Origin of the sequence: Enterococcus sp. DIV1375a (genome assembly GCF_051712205.1) — a bacterium.
GTDB classification, from domain to species: Bacteria; Bacillota; Bacilli; order Lactobacillales; family Enterococcaceae; genus Enterococcus; species Enterococcus faecalis.
In genome coordinates this window covers 1,665,766-1,690,914 of record NZ_JBIOOM010000001.1, presented here as the reverse complement: position 1 = coordinate 1,690,914, position 25,149 = coordinate 1,665,766, and the positions used below count along the sequence as shown (strand labels likewise).

At 37.3% G+C, this 25,149-nt stretch carries 23 protein-coding genes, 1 tRNA gene and 2 other annotated features; of the genes, 16 read left to right on the top strand and 8 right to left on the bottom strand.

Annotated elements, in window-relative coordinates:
* Nucleotides 1-107: 107 nt before the first annotated feature.
* From IGJ63_RS08350 to IGJ63_RS08340, 3 genes are all read left to right on the top strand, one after another.
* Nucleotides 108-1,388 carry an aminoacyltransferase gene (locus tag IGJ63_RS08350; RefSeq protein WP_438746257.1) on the top strand — a complete coding sequence of 427 codons (1,281 nt, stop codon included), beginning with the start codon at nt 108-110 and terminating at the stop codon, nt 1,386-1,388.
* Nucleotides 1,389-1,435: 47 nt separating this feature from the next.
* Nucleotides 1,436-1,726, top strand: coding sequence for a hypothetical protein (locus IGJ63_RS08345; RefSeq protein WP_002419723.1), 291 nt, complete (start codon nt 1,436-1,438; stop codon nt 1,724-1,726).
* 175 nt (nt 1,727-1,901) lie between these two features.
* Nucleotides 1,902-2,867, top strand: coding sequence for a hypothetical protein (locus IGJ63_RS08340; protein ID WP_438746255.1), 966 nt, complete (start codon nt 1,902-1,904; stop codon nt 2,865-2,867).
* An 87-nt stretch (nt 2,868-2,954) separates the two neighbouring features.
* Here IGJ63_RS08340 and IGJ63_RS08335 read toward each other — a convergent pair whose 3' ends face one another.
* The 3 genes from IGJ63_RS08335 to IGJ63_RS08325 form a co-directional block, all read right to left on the bottom strand.
* A complete protein-coding gene (locus IGJ63_RS08335; protein WP_002383739.1) occupies nt 2,955-3,134 on the bottom strand; it encodes a hypothetical protein in 180 nt (59 codons plus the stop codon).
* Nucleotides 3,135-3,347: 213 nt separating this feature from the next.
* Entirely contained in the window at nt 3,348-4,838 is a 1,491-nt protein-coding gene (locus IGJ63_RS08330; RefSeq protein ID WP_438746253.1) for a glucosyltransferase domain-containing protein, read from the bottom strand.
* A 157-nt stretch (nt 4,839-4,995) separates the two neighbouring features.
* Nucleotides 4,996-5,068 (bottom strand) — tRNA-Thr (locus tag IGJ63_RS08325).
* A gap of 263 nt (nt 5,069-5,331) precedes the next feature.
* Nucleotides 5,332-5,577: a binding site (T-box leader), on the top strand.
* Between the two features lie 363 nt (nt 5,578-5,940).
* Nucleotides 5,941-6,191 (top strand) — a binding site (T-box leader).
* Nucleotides 6,192-6,276: 85 nt separating this feature from the next.
* On the opposite strand from IGJ63_RS08325, the gene IGJ63_RS08320 reads away from it, so the two are divergent.
* The 5 genes from IGJ63_RS08320 (at nt 6,277) to IGJ63_RS08300 (ending at nt 12,014) form a co-directional block, all read left to right on the top strand.
* Nucleotides 6,277-7,347, top strand: a complete 1,071-nt coding sequence (locus IGJ63_RS08320; protein ID WP_010713268.1) for a methionine ABC transporter ATP-binding protein — start codon at nt 6,277-6,279, stop codon at nt 7,345-7,347.
* A gap of 18 nt (nt 7,348-7,365) precedes the next feature.
* On the top strand, nt 7,366-8,046 hold the full coding sequence (locus IGJ63_RS08315) for a methionine ABC transporter permease (protein ID WP_002366918.1): 681 nt from the start codon (nt 7,366-7,368) through the stop codon (nt 8,044-8,046).
* A gap of 18 nt (nt 8,047-8,064) precedes the next feature.
* Entirely contained in the window at nt 8,065-8,898 is an 834-nt protein-coding gene (locus IGJ63_RS08310; RefSeq protein ID WP_101731751.1) for a MetQ/NlpA family ABC transporter substrate-binding protein, read from the top strand.
* Nucleotides 8,899-8,912: 14 nt separating this feature from the next.
* Entirely contained in the window at nt 8,913-10,106 is a 1,194-nt protein-coding gene (locus IGJ63_RS08305) for an amidohydrolase (protein WP_101731750.1), read from the top strand.
* A 369-nt stretch (nt 10,107-10,475) separates the two neighbouring features.
* Nucleotides 10,476-12,014, top strand: a complete 1,539-nt coding sequence (locus tag IGJ63_RS08300) for an ABC-F family ATP-binding cassette domain-containing protein (protein ID WP_101731749.1) — start codon at nt 10,476-10,478, stop codon at nt 12,012-12,014.
* Nucleotides 12,015-12,068: 54 nt separating this feature from the next.
* Here the strand turns inward: IGJ63_RS08300 and IGJ63_RS08295 are convergent, their stop codons facing one another.
* Genes IGJ63_RS08295 through IGJ63_RS08285 form a run of 3 tightly spaced genes read right to left on the bottom strand, consistent with a single transcriptional unit; the run spans nt 12,069 to nt 14,597 of the window.
* Nucleotides 12,069-12,995, bottom strand: coding sequence for a metal ABC transporter substrate-binding protein (locus tag IGJ63_RS08295; protein ID WP_002356954.1), 927 nt, complete (start codon nt 12,993-12,995; stop codon nt 12,069-12,071).
* Complete coding sequence (locus tag IGJ63_RS08290; protein WP_002377030.1) at nt 12,982-13,851, bottom strand: metal ABC transporter permease; 870 nt, start codon at nt 13,849-13,851, stop codon at nt 12,982-12,984. The genes IGJ63_RS08295 and IGJ63_RS08290 overlap by 14 nt, the downstream gene beginning before the upstream one ends.
* Nucleotides 13,848-14,597, bottom strand: coding sequence for a metal ABC transporter ATP-binding protein (locus tag IGJ63_RS08285; RefSeq protein ID WP_438746250.1), 750 nt, complete (start codon nt 14,595-14,597; stop codon nt 13,848-13,850). Before IGJ63_RS08285 ends, IGJ63_RS08290 begins: the two co-directional genes overlap by 4 nt.
* A gap of 212 nt (nt 14,598-14,809) precedes the next feature.
* Between IGJ63_RS08285 and IGJ63_RS08280 the strand changes: the two genes are divergently transcribed.
* From IGJ63_RS08280 to mnmA, 4 genes are all read left to right on the top strand, one after another.
* On the top strand, nt 14,810-15,784 hold the full coding sequence (locus IGJ63_RS08280; RefSeq protein ID WP_002362076.1) for a ribose-phosphate diphosphokinase: 975 nt from the start codon (nt 14,810-14,812) through the stop codon (nt 15,782-15,784).
* A 156-nt stretch (nt 15,785-15,940) separates the two neighbouring features.
* Nucleotides 15,941-17,086: a cysteine desulfurase family protein gene (locus tag IGJ63_RS08275; protein WP_002366913.1), complete on the top strand. Its 1,146-nt coding sequence runs from the start codon at nt 15,941-15,943 to the stop codon at nt 17,084-17,086.
* A 67-nt stretch (nt 17,087-17,153) separates the two neighbouring features.
* Entirely contained in the window at nt 17,154-17,498 is a 345-nt protein-coding gene (locus IGJ63_RS08270; protein WP_002356959.1) for a DUF1831 domain-containing protein, read from the top strand.
* Between the two features lie 225 nt (nt 17,499-17,723).
* Nucleotides 17,724-18,848 (top strand): tRNA 2-thiouridine(34) synthase MnmA, encoded by a 1,125-nt coding sequence (mnmA, locus tag IGJ63_RS08265; RefSeq protein WP_002362075.1) that lies wholly within the window; start codon nt 17,724-17,726, stop codon nt 18,846-18,848.
* 179 nt (nt 18,849-19,027) lie between these two features.
* On the opposite strand, the gene IGJ63_RS08260 is transcribed toward mnmA, so the two are convergent.
* Together IGJ63_RS08260 and IGJ63_RS08255 are read right to left on the bottom strand one after the other, a co-directional pair.
* A complete protein-coding gene (locus tag IGJ63_RS08260) occupies nt 19,028-20,266 on the bottom strand; it encodes a multidrug efflux MFS transporter (protein WP_438746247.1) in 1,239 nt (412 codons plus the stop codon).
* 16 nt (nt 20,267-20,282) lie between these two features.
* Complete coding sequence (locus tag IGJ63_RS08255) at nt 20,283-20,798, bottom strand: YbhB/YbcL family Raf kinase inhibitor-like protein (protein ID WP_101732243.1); 516 nt, start codon at nt 20,796-20,798, stop codon at nt 20,283-20,285.
* Nucleotides 20,799-20,930: 132 nt separating this feature from the next.
* Here IGJ63_RS08255 and IGJ63_RS08250 point away from each other — a divergent pair, with 132 nt between their 5' ends.
* The 4 genes from IGJ63_RS08250 (at nt 20,931) to IGJ63_RS08235 (ending at nt 25,123) form a co-directional block, all read left to right on the top strand.
* A complete protein-coding gene (locus IGJ63_RS08250) occupies nt 20,931-21,500 on the top strand; it encodes a TetR/AcrR family transcriptional regulator (protein WP_002356965.1) in 570 nt (189 codons plus the stop codon).
* A gap of 97 nt (nt 21,501-21,597) precedes the next feature.
* Nucleotides 21,598-21,963, top strand: coding sequence for a DUF1033 family protein (locus IGJ63_RS08245; protein WP_002356966.1), 366 nt, complete (start codon nt 21,598-21,600; stop codon nt 21,961-21,963).
* 130 nt (nt 21,964-22,093) lie between these two features.
* Entirely contained in the window at nt 22,094-24,175 is a 2,082-nt protein-coding gene (locus tag IGJ63_RS08240; protein ID WP_101732242.1) for a DNA topoisomerase III, read from the top strand.
* 84 nt (nt 24,176-24,259) lie between these two features.
* Nucleotides 24,260-25,123, top strand: coding sequence for an AraC family transcriptional regulator (locus IGJ63_RS08235; RefSeq protein WP_002419711.1), 864 nt, complete (start codon nt 24,260-24,262; stop codon nt 25,121-25,123).
* The last annotated feature ends 26 nt before the right edge of the window (nt 25,124-25,149 follow it).

The window sequence follows — 25,149 nt, the reverse complement described above, 5'->3', positions numbered from 1 at the left end:
TTTGCATTTTAGCAAAATTAGATATAATTAATAAGAACCGAAAAATAAGAATTAGCCAGTGAGGTAACTTTGTTTGAAAGAAAGCAAAAAGTAGGTTAAGCTGAAAAGTGCTAATTTATTTAACAAAAAAAGATTGTGAGTTGTTTGATATGGATCAGTTTAGTACATTAACTGAACAAGAATTTACTACCTTTGCAATGACACATCCTGCAGGTAACTTTTTAGAAACACCCGAAATGAAACATTTATTGGAACGACGTGGCTGGCGTTGTGAATACGTTGGCGTCAAACGAGAAGGTCAACTAATTGCTGCGTGTATCCTAAGCAAGAAAAAAGTCAAAATTGGTTATGCTTTCGACATTGACGGCGGGATTTTGATGGATTATACAGATAAAAAATGTGTAGAAGCCTTTTTCACAGGCTTAAAAAAATATGTGAAAAAAAATGATGGCCTTTATTTAACCTTTACTCCAAATAAACAAATTTGTTTACGTGATTTTAATGGCAGTGAAGTTGAAAAGGTCAATCAAGAAACATTTGACTATTTCACATCAATTGGTTTTGAACACCAAGGGTTTGATGTGCACAATTTTGATGGCGCGCCACGTTGGCTGTTTGTCAAAGATATGACTAGATTAACAGAAGAAGAGCTTTGGAAATCTTATGGAAAAGATGCTAAATATGACATCAAGAAAACATGGGAATATGGAGTAACAACCCGAGAACTTCGTTACGAAGAGCTACCTCTCTTTAAGAAATTAACGGAAGAAACAAGTGCACGGCGTAATTTTGAAGATAAGGATTTAGCTTATTACCAAGCTGTTTATGAAGAGTTTGGCGAACGAGCGAAATTTATGGTGGCGGAACTAAACTTTGCTACTTATTTAGAAAATCTTCATGAGAAATTACGCAAATTACAAGAGACGCTCAACGAAGTCAATGAAGCGTTAATTGCCAATCCTAAAAGCCGTAAAAAAAATAACCAGAAACGTGAATTTGAAGATGAAGTTCGTACCGTGCGCAAACGGATTGACGAAGCTAAAGAAATGAAAACATCAGATGAACCTGAAATTTTAGCAGGCGCCTTATTCATTGTTCATCCACAAGAAGTGGTTTACTTGTTTAGTGGTACGTATGAAAAATATAAACAATACTATGCACCGTATTTAATTCAACATAAAATGTTAACTTACACAGTAGAAAATAACATTCCCAAATATAATTTTTATGGCGTTGACGGTGTCTTTGATGGAAGTGATGGGGTTCTTAAATTCAAACAATCCTTTGGCGGTCATGTCGAAGAATTAATGGGCAATTTCCAATGGAAAGCCAAACCAATGAAATATGCCTTATATCACGCATTAAAAACAATTAAAGAAAAAGTCTAAAATTAAAACCTAATCCTTAAAAAGGAATGGCAAAGTGAGGCGTTTAAATGGAAAATCAAGTCGAGGTTATGACGTATGCAAAGTTAAAAGAAATTATGCAGGCGTTAGAAGCAAACGAAGCGATTACAGAAGATACAAAGGTCTTTATTGATACAGGCTGGGATAGCGTGCAAGAAGTAGCCCCAGATGCGGTCAGTATTGAAAAAGTTGCTAAATTTACAGTAGCAGATGTTTTAACAAACGAAAGTTTTGCTGGGTATAGTTTAGAAGAAAAGGCGGAGAAGATGAACGCTGAGGGCGACCTAGAAACGGCAATTATTATTCGTAATCTTTACTAAAAAAGTCCGTTTGAATAGTTAAAATCGAGGTCGGGACAGAAGTGTATAGCTCCGAGCAACGCGTAGTGTTGGTTCTGTTCCCGCTGTTTATCAGGTTTTGAGCCTGGAGCAAAAATCCAAAGGGATTTTTGTCCCAGGCTCATCTGCTTTAAATAAGAAATAAAGGAGGTTAGATATGAGTACCATTCATGAATTTCCCAAAAACTATGAACGTTTTATTGCGCAAGGAGAAGAAGCACTTGTAGAACATAATCAGATCGCCGCTTTAGAAAATTTTCAACAAGCCTATCAGCTACAACAAACGCCGCCAGTAAATCAAAAAATTGTCCAATTATTGTTGGAAATGGGCGAAGCTGACGAAGCACTAGCATTGGCAGAAGCGTTCCAAGAGTCTTATTTTGAGAACCTTGAAACAGCGGCAATTTATATGCAAATTTATAGTCAGAGCCGTCGCTTTATTGAAGGATATATTTTATTGAAGCAACTACTTCAAACTAAAAAAATAACGCTAGCACAACAAAAAACGTTAGAACAGCAATTAATGCAAGTGGAAGAGGCGTATCAACAATTAGAAACGCAGCAAATTCAAGCAATTAAAAGGAACTTGTTAGTAAGCGATCAATTGCCCGTTTATCAACAATTAGCAAACATTAAAACCAGTTTATATTTGCCTAAACCAGTATTTGTGGAAGTCGCAAAAGATTTAGTTATGAACCAAGCACTTAGTTATTTTGCTCGGGAATGGTTCATTGAAGAATTAGCACTGTTGCAATTTTCAGAACCACTGACCTTTCTTTGGTATGACAATCAGCCTCAGACAGTCTTACTAGAAGGAAAAAATGGACCGTTAAATACGCCGATCTATTCCGAAATTTGTACTGAACTTAGGAATCGTTTAGAAAATGATGATCCAATTATGCTACAGCATTTGGAAGAAGAAATTCGATTGCATCTTGCCTATTTGTATCCATTAGCAGAGACGGTTATTTCAAATCCAACTATCTGGGTCTTGGGTTATTTGGCAACCTATTATCCTGAATATATTGAAAAAGAATTGACTGAAGCAAAAGGCCATCAAATCGATGCTGTTCAAAATGTTCAACAGGCGATACGAACGGCATTTACACAAATAATGCTTTAAAAAATGGCACGTCCTAAAAGCGAGGACGTGCCATTTTTTCGGTTTCAGAAATTTGCTGAATCTGCTCTAATTGCTTTTCTTGACTGATTATTGCGGATAATAGAAAAAAGCAAGACAGAAATAAGTAAAAAGAATTCCTTGAATCAAGCAAATCACAACGAACAATGGCGTTGCTCCTGGAAAAGAATCAGAAATCCGTGTAATTAAAAATTCAACTAACCATAAAATCATTGAAAATAAAAATAATTTTTTCTGACGAGTTCTCATAGTCCGCAACAACCTTTCTGGTGATTTTCACTTCTCTATCATAACATAGAAAACGAGCTGTTTTTTCTCAAAAATTTTGTTACTTCATAAGAAAAATGGGAAATAAACAAGTTTCAGGAAGTAATAAATGTACCCGAAAAGAATACTTAATCCATCTTAATCAAACCATACAGTCACGTTTATTGCAAAAGAAGTGTTTTTGGATGGAACAAATTATTTCATAAACACAAATATTTCTTTGTTGTTTGTATAAATGTCATAAAAGTGATTACTTACTACTTTTTGATTTTTAGACATATCCGTATCGGTCAGTGGTGCCATCTCTACTCCTAAATTCGATGAAGTATTGAACCAAACGTAATTAGGGAAGTATAGACCGTCATTTGGTGGCACAATCTTTGAAAGAATTGGGTAGTTTCGACTTGTATTAGCATAAACAGTTGAATTTTTGAAAAACGTATTTAAATAAACTTTTTTTCGTTCGTTTGTTACAACATTTTTTAAATCATCTGTTAAAACAGCTTCTTGGCGATTGAATGCTTCTTTTTGATAGTTTAATGTGGAAGAATACACCAAAACAAACGATAAAATATAATAAGAAAACAAGCTGGCCACAAGTAACGAAGTTAGATAAATTGCTTTCACTTGTCGATTGTTAAATAAACTTAACATGCTGATTGTAACGAAAACAGCAAATCCGTAAATATAGCGAGGCGCATCACCTGCGATATTTCTTGAATAGACAATAAAAATACCAAAACTTAAGAGAGAAGCAAGTCCTAAATACAAGATACAATAAAGGAAACTTAAGCCCAAGTTGATTTTGCTATTTGATAGATGACTAATAAAAAATAAAACAAGCAGTAGGAGCAGTAATAAAAGCCATAAACGATTACTTTGGTTCAATAGCTCTGAAAAATAATGGTAACTATTTTGATAAGCCACACTGGGAATATCGTGCAAACTTGGTAAGGCCTGACTGCCCCCAATGTTGTTTGTTGCGGAAGGTACAAATTTTAACTCGATAAGGTAGCTGACTATAGAAAGTAGATAAGCGATAGCAGCAAGTGCGACTTTTTTACAAAGAGCAATGAAATTTTCTCCAGCAAGTAACTGCTTGAAAGTAAGGAATAAGACCATAACTATATAAATTCCTGACGAGGCTTGGTAAGTATTAAACATAACAAACAGTGAAAAGAAAGAAACCAAGAAAAACGTAAAAGAATTACACTGCCACCAATAAAAAGGAAGAAACGAACAAAAAATACTCAATGCCATATAGGGACTATCAAACCTGAAACTAAGACATTGGAGGAACCAAGGATTGAGGCCAATTAAAGTAGCTACTAAAGAGGAACCCCAACTAATTTTTTGGTCATTGATGATATAAATAGCTAGTATGCTTGTGAGAGATAAGATAAGACCTGTCAGAATCGGTGTGGTCAAGCCCAGATCTGTCAAATGACGACTTCCTTGAACAAACCATGAGAGAAATTCACTGCCCCAACGTGCGTAAGTCGTACCAAAATCTGTCATTCCAGCGACTTGGCGAGCATTATCATCTAAATAAGGGAAATTGATAATGCCGATGGATAAAACTGCCACTTGATAAATTAAAATGATCAATAGAAGATAGGTTTTATTTTCAATACACCAATTCTTTAAATCAATTTTTTTTGATTTTGTAGGTAATTGTTTCATCATTGTACTCCACTCCAATAATTATTTAACAATTAAAATATACCATAACGAGTGGAATGAAGAAATTGCTTTTGTTATTTTCTCATCCTGACAGAACACTAAGGATAGGCAAAACAAAAAAATCCCAACTCTTTATTAAAGAGTTGGGATTTTACCAAAAAGCCACCTGCCGGGCTTGAACCGGCGACCCCCACCTTACCATGGTGGTGCTCTACCAACTGAGCTAAGGCGGCACTTTCAAAGGCTAAACTAACTCGAGGATTGCAACGAAGTGAAACCCATAGAGTTCACTTTCAAAGGCTACACTGCGACGAGTAATCGTCAAAGTTCCTTTTGAAAAATCGTACAAATCTCGTGCACAAGAAATAGAATAACGTATAGACGAAAGTTTGTCAATTGCTCTTTCGTAAAAAAAGAAAAATGATTTTTTTCTAAGAAAAACTGTTGACAATCTCTTTTTTCTCTAGTAAAGTGTAAATCAACATCACAGATAACTATTCATTCGTTGAAGAGAAGAGTAAATTTTGATGACCTTCAAAAGAGAGTCCTGATTGGTGAAAAGGGACAAGGTTCAGAAAAGTTGAAGATGGCCTCTGAGAATAAATTGCTGATAAGTAAGCAATTTCGGCTAAGCACCCGTTACCATGTGCACCAAGTTAATAAAGACTTGGATAAGAGATGAGATATAAAGAATCAGTTATATTTCGAAAAAAGGTGGTACCGCGAATCATTCGCCCTTTACTAGCAAAATGCTAGTGAAGGGCTTTTTGCTGTGAATCACTACGACTGGCGCGAAGCGACAGAGTAGATGATGAACAGTACAAGGTGACCGAAGGGCAAGTTGTGTCATTTGCACGAATCACTACGACTGGCGCGAAGCGACAGAGTAGATGATGAACAGTACAAGGTGACCGAAGGGCAAGTTGTGTCATTTGCACGAATCACTACGACTGGCGCGAAGCGACAGAGTAGATGCTGTCTGCGGTTACTCGACGCAGTATGGCCTTTGTAAGTGATGAACAGTACAAGATGTTCGAAGAGAACATTAACTCTAGTCTGTTTGATTTTGAAAATAAAAGAAAATCAGTTTAGAATGAATAGAAATAAAAAAGCAGTGATATAGTAAGTACAAGACTTTATTTGTCTAACAGAGAGCCTAGGTAGCTGAGAATAGGTGACAAAGACGTTTTGGAAAATGGCTATTGAGCAAGCGCTCCGAGTGTTAAACACAAGGCGGCGACGGGGGCTCCCGTTATCGAGCTAGGGTATCGAACATATTGTTCCGTACTTGAAAAGGGAATTTGTGTGAGCAAATTCTGAACATGAGGTGGTAACACGCAAAAAAGCGTCCTCAACGATACAACTCGAGTTGTGTCGTTGAGGATGCTTTTTTCTTTTTTATGAAAAAATGCAGGTTGGTAAGAATGAAGGGGGATAAAGAATGATTGAACTAAAAAATATCAGTGTGACATTTCAACAAAAAAAACAAGAAATTCAGGCTGTCCAAGATGTTTCTTTGACGATTGATAAAGGGGATATCTACGGAATCGTTGGGTATTCCGGTGCTGGAAAAAGTACGTTAGTACGGGTAATTAATTTATTGCAACGACCAACAGCGGGCACCGTTATTATTAACAAAGAAAATATTTTAACTTTTTCTAAAAAGGAATTACGACAACAACGAAAAAAGATTGGAATGATTTTTCAACATTTTAATTTGATGAAAGAGCGGACCATATTTAGTAATATCGATTTTTCATTAAAATATTCTGGGCTAAGTAAAAGTGAACGGCGTCAAAAAATCAGCCATTTATTAGAGCTAGTTGGACTAAGTGAAAAACGGGATGCTTATCCCAGTCAACTATCAGGAGGGCAAAAACAGCGGGTTGCGATTGCCCGCGCTTTAGCAAATGATCCTGAAATTTTACTTTGTGATGAAGCGACGAGTGCGTTAGATCCAAAAACAACAGGACAGATTTTAGCTTTGTTAAAAAAGTTAAATCAAGAACTGAACTTGACGATTGTCTTAATCACCCATGAAATGCAAGTGGTTAAAGAAATTTGTAATAAAGTCGCGGTGATGGAAAATGGCTGCGTTGTCGAATCAAACGATATTGTTTCGATTTTTAGTCAACCCCAACAACCTTTAACCAAAGATTTTATTCGGACAGCAACTCATATTGACCAAGCATTAACCACGATTCTTGAACATCCTAAATTAGCTGATTTAGATAAAAATCAAGAATTAATTGAATTTTCTTATGTGGGAGATCAAACGAACGAGCCATTAATTGCACAATTGTATAGCCAATATCAGGTGTATACGAATATCCTTTATGGCAATGTCGAAATTGTTCAAAACGTTCCTATTGGTCATTTAATTGTGGTGCTTTCTGGTGATGAGGCCCAGCGTCAACAAGCCCTTACTTATTTAGCGAAACAAGGCGTGCGAACCAATGTTTTGAAAACCTATCAGCAAACGAAGAAAAAGCAGAATTTACAGGTGATTTAAAAAGGGAGTGAACTGAGAATGTATCAATTATTTGAGAAATATTTTCCGAATGTTGTCCAATTAAAACAAGAGTTTCTTCAAAGTACATGGGAAACAGTATACATGGTTTTTTGGACAGCCTTGATTGCTGGTGTGTTAGGAGTCTTGTTGGGTGTCGTGCTTGTCAGTACTGGCCCCAGTGGTGTTTTGAAAAATCCACCCCTGTATAGTGTCTTAGAAAAAATTATTAATGTTTGCCGCTCTATTCCTTTCATCATTATGCTCGCACTGATTCAACCATTAACACGAATTTTGGCAGGAACGACAATTGGTACAACCGCAGCGTTAGTCCCATTAGTTATTGGCGTAATCCCGTTCTTCGCGCGCCAGATTGAAAATGCGTTATTAGAAGTGGATCCTGGCGTTATCGAAGCAGCAGAAGCTATGGGGACGAGTCCCTTAGGGATTATTTTTCGGGTTTATCTAATTGAAGGGTTACCAAGTATTATTCGTGTTTCAGCAGTGACAATTATTAATTTAATTGGATTAACAGCCATGGCAGGAGCTATTGGGGCCGGTGGTCTGGGCAACTTAGCGATTACTCGAGGCTACAATCGGTTTCAAACCGATGTGACATTTATGGCCACGTTAATTATTTTAATTATGGTATTTATCAGTCAAGCCATTAGTAATCAATTAATCAAAAAAACATCACATTAGAAAAAGGAGAAATGACAAATGAAAAAATTTAGTAAATTAATTGGACTTATTGGGGTATTAGCTTTTACGATTGCAGGTTGTGCATCGGGGTCTGCGAAGGATACTAAGACAGAAACCGTTAAACTAGGGGTTGTAGGAACAAAAAATGATGAATGGGAATCGGTCAAAGACCGTTTGAAAAAGAAAAATATTAATCTACAATTGGTAGAATTTACAGACTATACGCAACCAAATGCAGCATTAGCAGAAAAAGAAATTGATTTAAATGCCTTTCAGCATCAAATCTTTTTAGACAATTACAATAAAGAGCATGGGACGAAATTAGTATCAATTGGCAATACAGTCAATGCACCATTGGGAATTTACGCTAATAAATTGAAAGATATCACGAAAATTAAAGAAGGCGGAGAAATTGCTATTCCTAATGACCCAACGAATGGCGGGCGGGCGTTAATTTTATTACAAACTGCGGGACTGATAAAAGTTGATCCTGCGAAACAGCAACTACCGACTGTCAGTGATATTACTGAAAATAAACGCCAATTGAAAATAACTGAATTAGATGCTACGCAAACAGCGCGTGCTTTACAAGATGTCGATGCTTCAGTGATTAATAGCGGCATGGCTGTCGATGCTGGGTATACACCAGATAAAGATGCTATTTTCTTAGAACCTGTAAACGAAAAAGCGAAACCTTATGTGAACATTGTCGTGGCTCGAGAAGAAGATCAAGAGAATAAACTTTATCAAAAAGTTGTAGAAGAATATCAACAAGAAGAAACGAAAAAGGTCATTACAGAAACATCAAAGGGCGCCAATGTTCCAGCCTGGGAAACATTTGGTAAAAAATAAAGGAGGTATTTATAATGAGTATAACAACGATTCAAACAATCCAAGAAGCTATTGCTACGGAAAAGGAATGGATAATCCATTTAAGACGTCATTTTCGTCAATACCCTGAAGCAAGTTTAAAAGAATATGAAACGATTAAACGAATTAAAGAAGAACTACTAGCCTTAGCTATTCCTTTTGTAGAAGTAGGGGAAACGGGTGTTTTAGCAACCATTGAAGGAGGTCTTGGCGCTGGCAAAACGATTTTGTTACGTGCAGATATTGATGCGTTGGAATTGCCAGATGCAACAGGCGCTGCCTATGCTTCTAAAAATCCAGGACTCAATCATGCTTGTGGACACGATGGTCATGCGGCAGCATTGCTAGGTGCAGCTAAAGTGCTCAAAAAACATCAGGATACCTTTTCAGGAACGGTTAAACTGGCCTTCCAGCCAGCTGAAGAAATTGGTGCAGGCGCTCGACAATTTGTGGAAGGAAATTATTTAGAAGCAATCGACCAAGTGTTTGGGATTCATTTAGATTCCAGTGTGCCAGTCGGAAAATTAGTTGCTACCAAAGGCGCCACCAACGCCTCTTGTGATATTTTTAAAATTGAAGTCAGTGGTCAAAGTAGTCACGTCGCCCAACCACAGAATGGCCGGGATGCTGTTTTAGCAGCGGCCAGTATCGTTGTGGAATTACAAAAAATTGTAGCGCGCGAGATTGATCCTTTAGATTCTGTCGTAGTAGGAATTGGCGTTTTACAAGCAGGAACACGCTATAATATTGTAGCAAACCATGCAACCATTGAAGGCACTGTTCGAACATTTAGTCAGGAAACGCGCCAATTTGTTTTACAACGAGTCGAAGAAATTGCCCATGAAATTGCCCAGTCTCATCGCACAGAAATTGCTGATTTTTCTGTTTATGCGGCAGCGAATCCATTAATTAATGAAGAACAAGCAACCAACCGTGCACAGCAGGTAGCCAGTGAGATTGTTGGTTTTGAAAATGTTGTGACCGATCATCCTAAAAGTTTAGGGGCGGATGATTTTGCTGATTACTTAGCGGTAATTCCTGGTATCTATGGACGGGTCGGTTCACGAAACCCTGAAAATCCTGCTACTCATTTTGGACACCATCATGAACAATTTGATATTGATGAACGTGCCTTACTTTTAGCAGCAGAGTACCACGTACGCTATGCATTAAACTATTTATCAGAATAACAGGGATAGGGAGCCGACAAAATGATGGTTTGTGGGCTCCTTTCGTTATAAACCAACGTGGCTTGCTTTCTTGTCATTCTATGGTAGAATACAAGCATAAGAAAGGTGATTCACATGTTTTTTGTTTTAACTGATAAATTAACAAGAAAAGTAGCTCCCGATAGTTTAAGAACAGATGAAGCACTGTTGTGGAGCCGAGCAATTAATTTCTTCATCGCTTGATAGCACATTTTTTGACTAGAAAAGCTAGTCTTATTTGAGTGTACGTACAAGCGGTTGTCGGGATTTCTGTCAGGATGGACGACGTGCAGACGTGGTTCTTTTTTTGTTGTCCCAAAATAATCAGTTAACAAGAAAGAAGTGACGAAAATGAGTATTTTAACTATTGAACATTTAACGCATCGATTTGGCGAAAAGGTCTTGTATGAAGAGGCTTCATTGCAAGTGAATAAAGGGGATCATTTAGGCTTAACTGGCCAAAATGGTGTCGGCAAATCCACCTTAATTAAAATTTTAACGGGGGAAGTATTGCCAGACGAAGGAACGATTCAGTGGCAAAAAAATTGCAAGATTGGGTACTTGGATCAGCATGTTTCTGTAGAACAATCACTAACGATGGTTGATTTTTTGAAACAAGCCTTTCAAGAACTTTTTGATAAAGAAGCGAAACTGACAAAACTTTATGAAGAATACAGTCAAACGGCTTCGGAAAAACTTTTAGAACAAGCAGGCAAATTACAAACAGATTTAGATGAAAGTAATTTTTACCAAATCGACACGATTATTCAGGATTTAGCCAACGGGTTAGGACTACAAGCAATTGGTTTGGATAAAAAGTTAGGGGAGCTAAGCGGTGGTCAACGTTCAAAAGTGATTTTAGCAAAATTATTGTTAGAGGCCCCTGATGTGTTACTTTTAGATGAACCCACCAACTATTTAGATGATACACATATTCAATGGCTTGTTCGCTATCTGAATAATTTTGAAGGAAGCTTTCTATTAGTCTCCCATGATTATCAATTTTTAAATGAAGTGACGAATTGCATCGCAGACATTGAGTTTGGCAAGTTAACCAAATATACTGGAAATGTAGAAAAATCTTTTGCACAAAAAGAGCAGAATAAACAAACCTATTTGAAACAGTATCAGGCCCAACAAGAAAAAATTGAAAAAATGGAAGCCTATATTCGTAAATACAAAGCTGGAAATCGAGCAACGATGGCTAAAAGTCGACAAAAACAATTGGACCGGTTGGAACGATTGACTCCGCCAGGTTCCTTGACTAAGCCAGCGATTGAATTTCCTTATCAAGGGTTAGTTGCAACGCAAGCACTAACGACCCAGAAGTTAGTTGTCGGCTATCGGGAACCTTTGTTAGAACCGTTAGATTTAATGGTTCATGTCGGTGAAAAAGTCGCATTGAAAGGTTTCAATGGGATTGGCAAATCAACATTAATTAAAACGTTGACGAAAGTGATTCCTTCATTAGATGGAGAATTTCATTATCCGCTGAATACAAAAATTGCTTATTTTACCCAAGACTTGGCGTGGCCTAATGAGCAGTTAACGCCGCTAGACTATTTATCAGATCGTTTTCCAGATACAACGATTAAAGAGCGAAGAAGTCATTTGGCTAGAGCAGGTTTACCAGATAAGTTAGCAATGCAGTCGTTAGCCCTGTTAAGTGGTGGTGAGCAAACAAAAGTAAAACTAGCGGAACTAATGATGCAAACAAGTAATTTGTTATTTTTAGATGAGCCAACCAATCATATTGATGAAGCGGCCAAAAAAAGTTTACAAGAAGCAATTCACGTTTACCCAGGAACGGTTTTTCTGGTTTCCCATGAAGCAGATTTTTATGAGAAAATTGTGGATCGAGTAATTGATATTGAGGAATTAGTTAAATAAAGAAGAAAGAACCAAGTTGAGGGGGAGTCAACTTGGTTCTTTCTTCTTTATTATTTATTTACTCATTAAGCCATCATGGATTTTTGTTAAATTCCAGTTCATCATGCTGTAGTACGTATCGCCTTCTGTTCCTTCTTTGGCAAGAGAGTCTGTGAAAAGTGTATCGTAAATTGGTCGTTTCACTTCTTTTGAGACCCGTTCCATACTACGTTTATCGACACTGGTTTCAACAAATAACACAGGTGCTTTTGATTTCTTAATGGTATCAATAATCGTGGTCATTTGTTCAGGTGTTCCTTGACTTTCTGTGTTAATTTCCCAAATATAAGCGGCATTTAAATCATAAGCTTTGGAGAAATATTTAAAGGCACCTTCACTTGTAACTAATAATTTTTTATCATCAGGAATATCAGCAAATTTAGCTTTGGCTTCCTCATGTAGTTTGCTAAGTTTTTCGGTATAATTTTTCGCGTTTTCTGTATAGAAATCTTTATTTTTTGGATCTTTTTCTACTAACACGTCACGAATGTTTTCTACATATTTAATGCCATTTTCAATGTCTAACCAAGCATGCGGATCTTCTGTTTGTTCTTGACCGGCACTTGTTAAATATTGTGGCGTAACATTTTTGCTTGTAGAAAAGTAATCTTTATTCTCAACTTTTTTGGCCGTTTTCATTAATTTGTTAAACCAGCCATTTCCGCCTGTTTCTAAGTTCAAGCCGTTAAAGAATAAAATGTCCGCTTCAGAAGCTTTCGCAATGTCTTCTGGTAACGGTTCATATTCGTGAGGGTCTGTCCCGATTGGCACAATACTATGCAGCTCAATTTTGTCTTGCCCAACATTTTTCACTAAATCGGATAAGATCGAGTTCGTTGTCACAATTGCTAATTTTTCTTTCTTTTCAGCGGCTTGATTCCCGCAAGCAGCTAACGTTAACCCTGCTAAAAGTGTTAAAAAAAATAAACTAAATTTTTTCATTCGTTGATTCCTCCATTTCTTTCTGACGGTTTACAAATACTAGGCCTTTCTTTGGTGAGAAAAAGAAAGCCAATAAAAAGAATAAGGCGGCGGTTAAAACAATCGTCGCACCAGAAGCTAAGTTATAAGAATAACTAAAGAATAGGCCAATCACTGAACTTAAAATCCCAAAAGTAGAGGCTAAGCCAATCATTGTCGGTAAGTGATTTGTTAATAGATAAGCTGTTGCCGCTGGCGTAATCAGCATGGCAATGACTAAAATAGTTCCGACGGTTTGCAAAGAAGAAACAGCGACTAATGTTAGTAAAAACATCAATGCATAGTGGAAAAATTGAATATTTAAACCATAGGCCTGAGCCATTGTGGGATCAAAAGAAGTGAGTTGCAACTCTTTATAAAACAATGCCACAAAAATCAAAACAATCACGCCGACGACACAAGTAATTAAAATATCGGTATCTGCGACCGCTAATACATTTCCAAACAGAATATGATATAAATCGGTGGAACTTTTTGCAAAAGAGATAAAAATAATCCCTAAAGCAAAAAAAGAACTAAAGACAACACCAATGGCAGTATCATTTTTTAGTGGACTTTTTTGGGTAATAAAGCCGATCGATAATGCAGCTAGTAAGCCAAAAATAGAAGCGCCAAAAATATAATTGAAACCAAACATATAAGAAACAGCGACCCCTGGTAAAACAGCATGGGAAATCGCATCACCCATCAAAGACATCCCACGTAAAATAATGAATGAACCAATTACCCCTGAAATGAGTCCGACAATTACAGACGTCAAAAGGGCATTTTGTAAAAATTGATAACGGAATAAACCATCAATAAATGCAGCAATCATTTTGCAACCCCCTGTATTAATAAATCACCTAACAAATCACCGTATGCTTCTTGGAGCGTTTCTGCAGTAAACGTTTGTTCAACAGGACCCGCAGCAATTAGCCGGTTTTTCAAAACGATTAATTCATCAAAATAGTGGGATACTTTGTGCAAATCATGGTGAACAATGATAATCATTTTACCTTGACTTTTTAATGATTTGAGAATATCCATAATCACTTTTTCACTAGACATATCAATGCCGACGAAAGGTTCATCTAAAAAAATCACCTCAGCACCTTGGGCCAAAACACGGGCGATAAACACACGTTGTAATTGGCCACCAGAAAGTTCGCCAATCTGGCGTTGCGCATAGTCTTCTAATTGCACCATTTTTAATGCAGCCATGGCTGCTTGCTTTTCTTTCTTTCCTGGGCGTTTTAATAGTTCCAAGTTTGGATAGGTTCCTAGCAAGACCGTTTCAAAAACGCTAATTGGGAAACTAAGATCCAAGGCGCTACGTTGTTCTACATAGGCAATGGTTGTTTTTTGTTGGTCAATCGCTTGATTATTTAACAAAACATCACGTTCCTTTGTTTTAATCAAGCCTAATAACCCTTTAATAAATGTTGACTTTCCAGCACCATTTGGTCCGATAATTCCAGTAATTTTACCAGAGGGAATAGTAACGTGGATATTATTTAAAGCGGTCCGTCCTTGATATTGAACGGTTAACGCTTGAACAGCTAAGTTAAAGCTTTTTCTCATGAAATTCCTCCTTTTTAGGTTTGCCTTAAAATCAGTATAAGGGATAGTTTAAGAAAATGCAAATAATTTTTAGGCGCACCTAAATACAAGTGCTTTTTTCACAAAGAAAACCGTTTCTTTCAATAAATTAAGGAGGATCCCATGATTTTTATGACAAAAAATGGTAGAATATAAATGAAAACGACTATTATTTTATATTGACGGAGGATATCATGACCGAAAACTATCAAGATGACACCTTACGCATCTTCAGTTTAAATGCAAATCGACCACTTGCTGAAAAAATCGCAGCATCAGTAGGAACAGAATTAGGAAAAAGCACCGTGCGCCAATTTAGTGATGGCGAAATTCAAATTAATATTGAAGAAAGTATTCGTGGCGATCATGTCTACATCATCCAAGCAACGAATGCCCCTGTAAATGATCATTTGATGGAATTACTTATTTTAATTGATGCATTAAAACGTGCTAGCGCAAAAACAATTAATGTTATTTTGCCTTACTATGGTTATGCTCGCCAAGACCGCACAGCGAAACCAAGAGAACCCATTACTGCGAAATTAGTTGCTAATATGTTAGTAGAGGCAGGCGCAACACGTTTGTTAACATTAGACTTGCATACTGTTCAAGTCCAAGGATTTTTTGATATCCCAGTAGATAATTTATTTACAATGCCTTTGTTTGCTCATTATTATCGTCAACAAGCATTAGTAGGGGAAGAAATTGTGATTGTTTCGCCTAAAAACAGTGGCGTTCAACGCGCACGTAGTTTATCGGAGTACTTAGATGCGACCTTAGCAATTGTCGACCATGAAGAGATTGATGGGGTGCGTCAAGAAGGTTACGTTATTGGGAATGTCGCTGGGAAAAAATGTATTCTTGTTGATGACATTTTGAATACTGGTCAAACGTTAGCCACAGCGGCGGAAGTTTTAATGAAAAATGGTGCGCAAGAAGTGTATGCTTGCGCCTCGCATGGTTTGTTATCAGAAGGCGCAAAAGCAACCTTAGAAAATGCGCCAATTAAGGAAATTAGTATTACTGACTCTGTTTATACGACAGCAGACCGCCAACCAGCAACCTTGAATATTATTTCTTGCGCTGAGTTAATGGGGGAAGCGTTACTTCGTATTCATGAAAATAAACCAATGAGTCCATTATTCCGTTTAGAACCAAAAGGAGAATAAGTGATTCCTTAAACTAGAAATAGGTCTAACAACTTTAACAGTGTTGGACCTATTTTTCTTATCTCTTTTATAAATAGAAGAGAAAGTATTCTGATTTTGTGTTTTAAGCTTTTTATGCTAGAATAACGCCAGAACATAAGGAAAGGGACGAGTCATTTGGAACCCATTTATTTAGATCATGCGGCAACAACACCGCTTCATCCAACGGTCATTCAAGCGATGACTGAAAATATGCAAACGACTTTTGGCAATCCATCAAGTATTCATCAGTTTGGACGAAAGGCACACGGTCTTCTGGAAGAAGTGCGTCAAACGATTGCCGAGAGCTTACAAGCCAAACCCCACGAAATTATTTTTAATAGTGGTGGCACAGAAGGGGATAACACAGCCATCTTGGCAGTTGCTTTTTCTCGTCAAAAGGAAGGAAAACATATTATTACTACGGCAATTGAACATCCCGCTGTATTACGAACGATGGAATACTTAGAAACGTTAGGCTTTGAAGTGACTTACTTGCCTGTGAATGAAAATGGTCAGATTTCAATGGATCAATTCAAAAAGTCTTTACGCGAAGAAACGATCTTGGTTTCAATGATGTATGGCAATAATGAAATTGGAAATCGATTACCAATTGCTGAAGTTGGTGCAATTCTTAAAAATCATTCGGCGATTTTTCATACAGATGCCGTCCAAGCTTATGGAAGTGAAGTCATTTTACCTCATGAATTAGGGATCGACTTATTAAGTATTTCCGCTCATAAAATCAATGGTCCAAAAGGCGTAGGGTTTTTATTTAAAAGCGATGCAATCCAATTACCACCTCTTTTACATGGTGGGGAACAAGAAGAAAAACGACGTGCGGGCACGGAAAACTTAGCTGGAATTATTGGCATGGGTACTGCCGTTTCATTACTAACTTCTACAGAAAAGCAAGCAAGAAAAACAGCTTATCAAAGTTTTCAAACGATTATTTTAAAAGCGTTAGAAGAAGCCAATATTGATTTTTCAATTAATGGTGAACCAACCAATCGTTTAGCGCATGTCTTAAATCTTCATTTAAAAGGAATTCCCAGTGATTTGCTCTTAATGCATTTGGACTTAAGAGGTATTGCGATTTCAACAGGCTCGGCTTGTACAGCGGGAACTGTGGATCCTTCGCACGTGTTGACAGCGATGTATGGAGAAAATTCCTCAGCTATTAAAGAATCAATCCGGATTAGTTTTGGCTACGGGAACACACCAGAAGAAATTGCGACTTTTTCTGAAGTACTAGTTGCAGTGATTCAACAATTGAAAAAATAATCTGATTGCGGCAGCTAAAGGTTTTCGCTATAATGAAGATAACAATGAAAATAACGAGGTGGAACCCATGGCATTTACAACAACGGCTGCTGTTGAAGGCTCAACAGTTTTTTACAAAGTACATCCTAGTGCAAAACGCTATACATTAAAAGATAACGGCTTTACTGAAACAAAATCAGGGAACTTTCAATTGATTCGTTCCTTAGATCCAACGCCTCAGAGAAATGAAGGCTTCAAATTGAAAATTACGATCACTGCTGATCTAAAAGAGTTGAAAATGTCCATTACAACGGCAAATGGTTTAAAACCAATGAATATTTTCAAGAATGAACAACATGAAATGAGTAAAGAAAAATACTTTTTCTTAATGGATGGCTTAATTAGTCGTGGTGTATTAGAGAAAGTAGAATAATTTAGAGAAACCTGAAGAAACAAGTGAAAGTAGCTCGTTCCTTCAGGTTTTCTGTTTCTTTGAAAGCAACAGCTTGTTGGCTGTGTCTTTGTTCCAAGTATTTTCTCATTATACACCCGGCTTGCTTTACTTATTTCAAAAAAATAGTATAATGAAAAGCACTGAAAAGTTACGACCTTCAAATCGTGGATGATTTCAGAATCTAATTGAAATGATGGTGATAAAATGGCAGATAACAGCAAAACGCGTGTCGTGGTAGGCATGAGTGGCGGTGTCGATTCATCTGTCACAGCGTTGCTTTTAAAAGAGCAAGGCTATGATGTAATTGGGATCTTTATGAAAAATTGGGACGATACAGACGAAAATGGTGTCTGTACCGCAACTGAGGATTATAAAGATGTCGCAAAAGTAGCGGATCAAATTGGGATTCCGTATTATTCGGTTAATTTTGAAAAAGAATATTGGGACCGTGTGTTTGAATATTTTTTAGCAGAATATCGGTTAGGACGGACACCAAATCCAGATGTCATGTGTAATAAAGAAATTAAATTTAAAGCATTCCTAGATTATGCTATGCAACTAGGCGCTGACTATGTTGCAACTGGCCACTATGCGCAAGTAGAAACGGATGAAAATGGCGTAGTGCATATGTTACGTGGAATTGATAATAATAAAGACCAAACCTATTTTTTAAGCCAATTATCACAAGCCCAATTAGCAAAAACAATGTTTCCATTGGGGGGCATGGAAAAATCAGAAGTTCGTGCAATTGCTGAACGTGCTGGATTAGCCACAGCCAAGAAAAAAGACTCAACGGGCGTTTGTTTTATTGGTGAAAAGAATTTCAAAGAATTTTTGAGTAATTATTTACCAGCTAAAAAAGGCAACATGGTGACAGAAGATGGCGAAATCAAAGGACAACATGATGGTCTGATGTATTATACTATCGGTCAACGCCAAGGCTTAGGAATTGGTGGCGGCGGTAAAACACAAGAACCATGGTTTGTGATTGGGAAAGATTTAACTACCAATACATTATATGTGGGACAAGGATTTCACCATGAAAAACTATATGCAACACATTTAGAAGCTAGTGAGGTTCATTTTACTGTTGATACACCAATGCCAAAAGAGTTTGACTGTACGGCTAAATTCCGTTATCGTCAAGCAGATATTCCAGTGCATGTTTCCTTATCTGAAGATGGCACAAAAGCAACCGTTACGTTTAAGGAACCAGCGCGCGCAGTCACTCCAGGTCAAGCTGTTGTTTTTTATGATGGGATGGAATGCTTAGGGGGCGGCTTAATTGATCGCGCCTACCAAGATGAAAAAGAACTACAATACGTCTAAAAAGTTTCACGAGTTGTGAAACAAAAAGGATGAAGTTAACCAAAAGAAAAGCGGATATGCTGGTCATAAAACCAGTAAATATCCGCTTTTCTTTTTTGTTTTATATGCCTATTTTTTTTAAAATAAGAAAAAGAGAAAAATTAAAAATTCAAATTGTGGATAACTTTTCTGTGTATAACTTAGTCATCATTTTTCTCTTTTTTTAATTCGGCGGTGCTTCGACGAACCCATAGAAGGTTAATGAGAACCAGACAAGAAGTGGAAATAAAGACCCCACGATAACCGAAAGCGGCAGATACGCTTGAACCAATCATAGGACCAATCACATTTCCTGTCGCTTGGAAAGATTGATTGTAACTGAAAATACGACCTGCAGCGTCACTTGGGGAATAACGAGTGATCAACGTTTGAACAGCTGGTAGTAAACAGGCATCGGAAATCCCAACTAAGAAACGAAGCATGGCAAGCTGCCAGACATTTTGAACAAAGGCCATTGGTAGATAAACGAAAATGGCTAAAATTAAGCCAATTGTCAAGATGCGTTCACTGCCAATACGATCGCCTAACCGGCCGAAACGAGGGGCGGCTATTAACGTTGCAATCCCTGGAATAGAAGCAATGACTCCGCTGATTAAGGTGACATTTCGGTGACCACCCAACAATTGTTGAATATATAAACTGATGATGGGACTAATTGAATTATTGGAAGCTTGAATGATTAATGTCGTAATAAACATTCCAAGAATCACGTGGGGATGTTCTAGTTTTTTTAAAATTTGTTTCCCAGATGCGGCTTGATTTTTTTCAATTGGCACAAACTCTTCATGGACAAAGACGAGACTCAAAACAAAAACGAGTAATAAAATCGTACCAGTAATAAAAAAGGTTGGCCGATAACCGAAAATAGACGCAGTGACACCGCCCAAAAGAGGACCAAGCAACGTGCCGGTAACAGAACCAGTGGCTAAAGTACCAAGCACTTGGCCGCTTTTTTCCTTAGGTGTGCCTGTAGCAACTAACGCAGTCGCATTACTGATATAACCAGAAAAAACACCTTGTAATAAGCGTAAGCCAATCAATTGATAAACACTTGTGACTGCGCCCATTAAACTAATGACGATAGCCATCCCTAATGAAGCGCGTAATAACATTAACTTGCGTCCTTTTCGGTCGGCTAAACGGCCCCACCAAGGAGAAACAATGGTCGTGACTAAAAAAGTGGAGGAGAACGTGATTCCGCTCCAAAAATTCAATTGTTGGTGGGTAAAAGTACCTAATGTGTTGATATAAAGAGGCATGAATGGCATCACTAAGCTAAAGCCAATACCAGCCATAAATGTGCCAAACCATAAAACAAGCAGATTTTTTTCCCAAGGTTGTCTTGGACGGAAAATTTTACTTTTAATTAATTCATACATTCTATTTCCTCACTTTCTAGTAAAGAAATTCAAATTTGGCTTTGGCGAGTCGTTGATCATTCAATGCTTGATGCAATTCATTCGCAAAAAAGCCTTCTTTTAAATTTAGTGGATTTTTTGTAGCGTATACATATAACGTATAGGTGTGCACACCAGAGCGAGGACTTAACCCCAGATAACGTTCGGTTAACTCAGGTAACGTTTCAGTGGCAAGCGCAGGAATCATCTGTTTCCCCAAAGGAGAAGCAAGACTATTTTTTCCTTGAATGGTAGGCTTGAGTGCTGTTCGACTAAAGTCTTCAGGAATCTCATTGGTTACAGGAACATTGGCAGTTAACCAATGAATAAAAGGGAAACCGATTAGAGGAATCGTGTCATAATCAATTAATTCCCAGGATAAATAACGGGCTTCTTTAGGAATGGCCGCTAAAGAAATAGGAAAAGATAAAATAGGACGTTCGTGTAATAAAAATTCTGCACTGGTTCGTTTGCCATAACGATCGGCCAAATGAGAACGGTTGGTAATATGCATGCCAAACAGCCTTCTTTCAAAAATGATGTTTACAAATTATTATTATAAACTATAATTTATAGTTTAAAAAGAGTCAATAGATATGATAAACTAATAATTGTCCAAAATTTAAGAATTGGAGGCGTCAGAAAGATGGCAAAAAAACGGAATTTAACGAAAGCCAAAATCCTTGAAAGTGCCCGCAACCTAGCGGAAGAATTGGGCGTTCAACAATTAACCTTTCAAAATTTAGCCGTTGATTTAGGCATCAAGTATCCTTCACTCTATAATCACTTTAAAAATATTGCTGAAGTAAAAAATGCTCTAGTGGACTTGTTAATTCAAGAATTAAATGATGCATTGCGACGAGCCTTAGTGGGTAAGAGTGGCGCAGAAGCAATTCGGATATATGCTGAAACGTACCAACAATTTGCTTTTGAAAATTCTGCAGTCTATGAATTACTTATCAGTGTGCCGAAAACGCAAAACCAACAATTAATTGAAGGCATCCATGAAACCAATCAAATTATCTTACAACTTTTAGCTTTTTATCCATTTAATAATGAAGAACGACTGCATAAAAGCCGAGAATTACGTAGCTTAATCCATGGCTATATTACCTTACGTTTTTTAGGTTATTTTCAACGCGAAGAAGCCACGCCGGAAGAAAGTTATCGTCGCATGATTGAAGATTTTATTGCTTCTTTAGAAGTAGCAGGATAAAATAAATTTCAAAAATTTCTCAGTCCGAAACCAAATCCTTGCAACTTTTTCAGAAAGTGGCTATGATACCTACAGTAGCAAAAAAAGGAGCGGTTCAATGTATCAAGTAATTACAATGTATGGCGACAATGAACCTTGGTGGTTTTTTGATGATTGGCAAGAGGACATTGTTCAAGAAAAAACCTTCGATAACTTGACCGATGCAGAGACATATTATGTGGAAGTTTGGCAAAAACTTTCTCAGAATTATACATACGTCAACACAAAGCCTAATTATTTAACGGCTTTCTGGAATGATGGGGAAGAACGCTGGTGTGAAGAATGCGATGAAGATTTACAACAATACTTCGGTTTAGCATTACTAGAAAATCATCATGCAGTTACTTTTGAAAATAAAGCTGAGTTTACCACAATATCCAATCATTTTGGCAAAACAAAATTCTGCAAACGGAAAGTTATTTGAAACGCATGAGTTTAAAGAAAAACCTCAGGGAATTTTCTTTAAACTCTTTTTCTATTCTCGGAATTTAGAGAAAATCGAGCTAATATTTGGTATAATACGAAAAGATAGCACTCAAAAAGGAGCGAAACTAGTGGTTGCAAAACAATTAATTATTGCCGAAAAACCTAGCGTAGCAAAAGATTTAAGCCGCGTTTTAGGAGCAAATCAAAAAAATAAGAATTATTATGAAGGACCCAACGTGATTGTCACCTGGGCTTTAGGCCATCTCTTAGGACTAAAAATGCCAGAAGATTTAAACAAAGAATGGCAAACGTGGCAAATGGAAACTTTACCGATGATTCCTAAGAATTTAGGGATTAAACCGTTACCGAAAACGGGACATCAATTAAAAGCGATTAAACAATTAGCCAATCGTAAAGATGTTTCTGAAGCCGTGATTGCCACCGATGCTGGTCGTGAAGGTGAATTAGTGGCCCGCTGGATTTTAGAATATGTCCGTTTTAACAAACCAGTCAAACGCTTATGGATTTCATCTCAAACAGACAAATCCATTAAAGACGGGTTTAAGAAAATTCGCCCAGCGAAAGACTACGATAATTTGTATTACTCTGCCTTGGCGCGCGCAAAAGCTGACTGGTTAGTTGGGCTAAACGTCACACGGGCCTTGACAGTGAAATATCAAGATAACTTATCCGCAGGTCGTGTTCAAACACCAACTTTAGCAATGGTACGCCAACAAGAAAAAACGATTGAACAATTTAAGCCTCAAACTTATTTTACTATCTCGTTATCTGTTGAATCAGAAAAAGCAAAGATGACCCAAAAAAATCCATACGCTTTAAAAGAACGGCAGGAAGCAGAACAATTAGTCAAAGAACTCTCAAAACAAAAGGGCTTAGTTACCGATATCCAAGAAAAAGTTAAAACAGAAAATGCGCCGTTACCATATGATTTAACCGAAATCCAGCGTGAAGCCAATCAGCGATTCCAATTTTCTGCAAAGAAAACGTTGTCTCTTGTACAAAGTTTATACGAAACCCATAAAATTGTTTCCTATCCTCGAACTGACAGCAAATATCTAACGACGGATATGAAAGGAACGATGAAAGAACGACTTCAAGCCATTGCTGATTTTTCACCAGAAGTGAAAGGCTACCTTAAAAATGGGGCCGTTGTTAAACAACAAAAAGTTTTCCAAAATGCAAAAGTCACGGATCACCATGGGTTGATTCCAACTGAACAACGTCCTCGTTATGAAAAGCTAAGTAATGATGAACAAAAAATCTATCAAATGATTGTTCAACGATTCTTAGGTTTGTTTGCTGAGCCAAACCAAACAAAACAAACAAAAGTTACAGTCGCTTTTGGAAAAGAAACATTTGTCTTTCATCAAAATAAAGTAGTTGTTGCTGGCTGGAAAACAACAGCCGAACAGCCGCTGTCCATTGTCCAATGGCAAAAAGGCATGACCGTTGCGCCAAACTTTACCATTAACAAAGAATTAACGTCGCCGCCAAAACCATTAACCGAAGGAACGTTGTTAGGAAAAATGGAGAAACACAGTTTAGGCACACCGGCAACGCGAGCTGAAATCATTGAAAAACTGATTAAATCAGAATTGATGGAACGAACCAATAGCGGTTTAAGTGTCTCTGCCAAAGGAAAGCAACTATTAGACTTGGTGAATCCATCACTTGTGACACCTGAACTAACGGAAAAATGGGAAAAATCGCTCGAAGCAATCGCTTCGGGTCAACAAAAGAGTCAACTTTTCTTAAAGGATATTGAAGAGGATACGAAAAAATTAGTCCGTGAAATTAAACAAAGCGAGAAAAAATATCAAGATTTTTCCATTACGCAAAAAAAATGTCCAGATTGTGGCTCAAACTTACGGGAAAAAAATACAAAAGATGGGAAGATTTACGTTTGTACAAACCAAGAATGTTCTTATCGTCGGCGAAAAGATCCTAAAGTATCCAATCACCGTTGCCCACAATGCCATAAAAAAATGGTCATCATAGAAGGAAAAAATGGTCGTTCTTTCAAATGTAAATTCTGTTCGATTACTGAAAAAATTCCCGATAAAAAAGAACGAAAACAAAAAATGACTAAACATGAAGAACGTCGTTTGATGAAAAAATATTCACAACCAGACGAACCAGAAGAAAGTGCTTTAGCACAGGCCTTAAAAGCCGCTATGAACCAAGAGTAGCGATTTGACGAATGTTGGCTCTAAATAATCAAGTCATCCTTGTTGGTCTTTAGTAAACTTTCAAATAGAAAGAGAGGGACACGGATGCTCGCAAATTTAAATCAAGCAATGGATTATATTGAAGAACATTTAACGGAAGAAGTATCCTTCGATGAATTGGCGAAAAAGACAGGGATTTCTGTTTACCATTTTAAACGAACTTTTTCGTTTATTGCGGGGATGAGTCTGGCTGAGTATATTAAAAAGAGACGTTTGGCGGAAGCAAATTTAGCATTACTTGCTGGTGAAAAAGTGACAGATGTAGCTTTTAAATATGGTTATCAAAGTATTGAAGGATTCTCAAGAGCCTTTCGCGATTGGTCAGGACAAGCCCCTTCTGAAGTAATGAAAACACAAATCCAAAAAACGTTCCCTAAATTCTCTTTCTATATTGATATTAAAGGAGGACAATCAATGGATGTTAAATTGATTGAAAAACCAGCGTTTCAAATAGTCGGAGTTAGTCAGAAGGTTCCCTTGCAGTATCAAGGGGAAAATCAAGCAATCATGGAATTAGCACAGCGCATTACACCACAACAACGAGCGGAAATGCATACATTTGATGATGTATATCCTCATCAAGTAGTAAATGCTTCTTTTGACTTTCAAGAGGGACGAACAACAGAAGGTGGAGAAATGACACACATGATTGGCTTTGCCACTTTGCAAGAAAATATCTATGAAGATTTGGAGCAACTAAGCGTACCTGCTCATACATGGGCGGTTTTTCCTAATGAAGGTCCTTTCCCACAAACATTACAAGAAACCTGGGCAAGGATATTCTCTGAATGGTTGCCTTCATCTGGTTACCAAGTCGTTGCAGCACCAGAAATTTCGTTTACGCAATATCAAGGACCAGCAGAAGCTAAGTACAGTGAAATCTGGCTCGCTGTTACGGCTACTAAATAAAGAAAACCCACCATTGAAAAATGGTG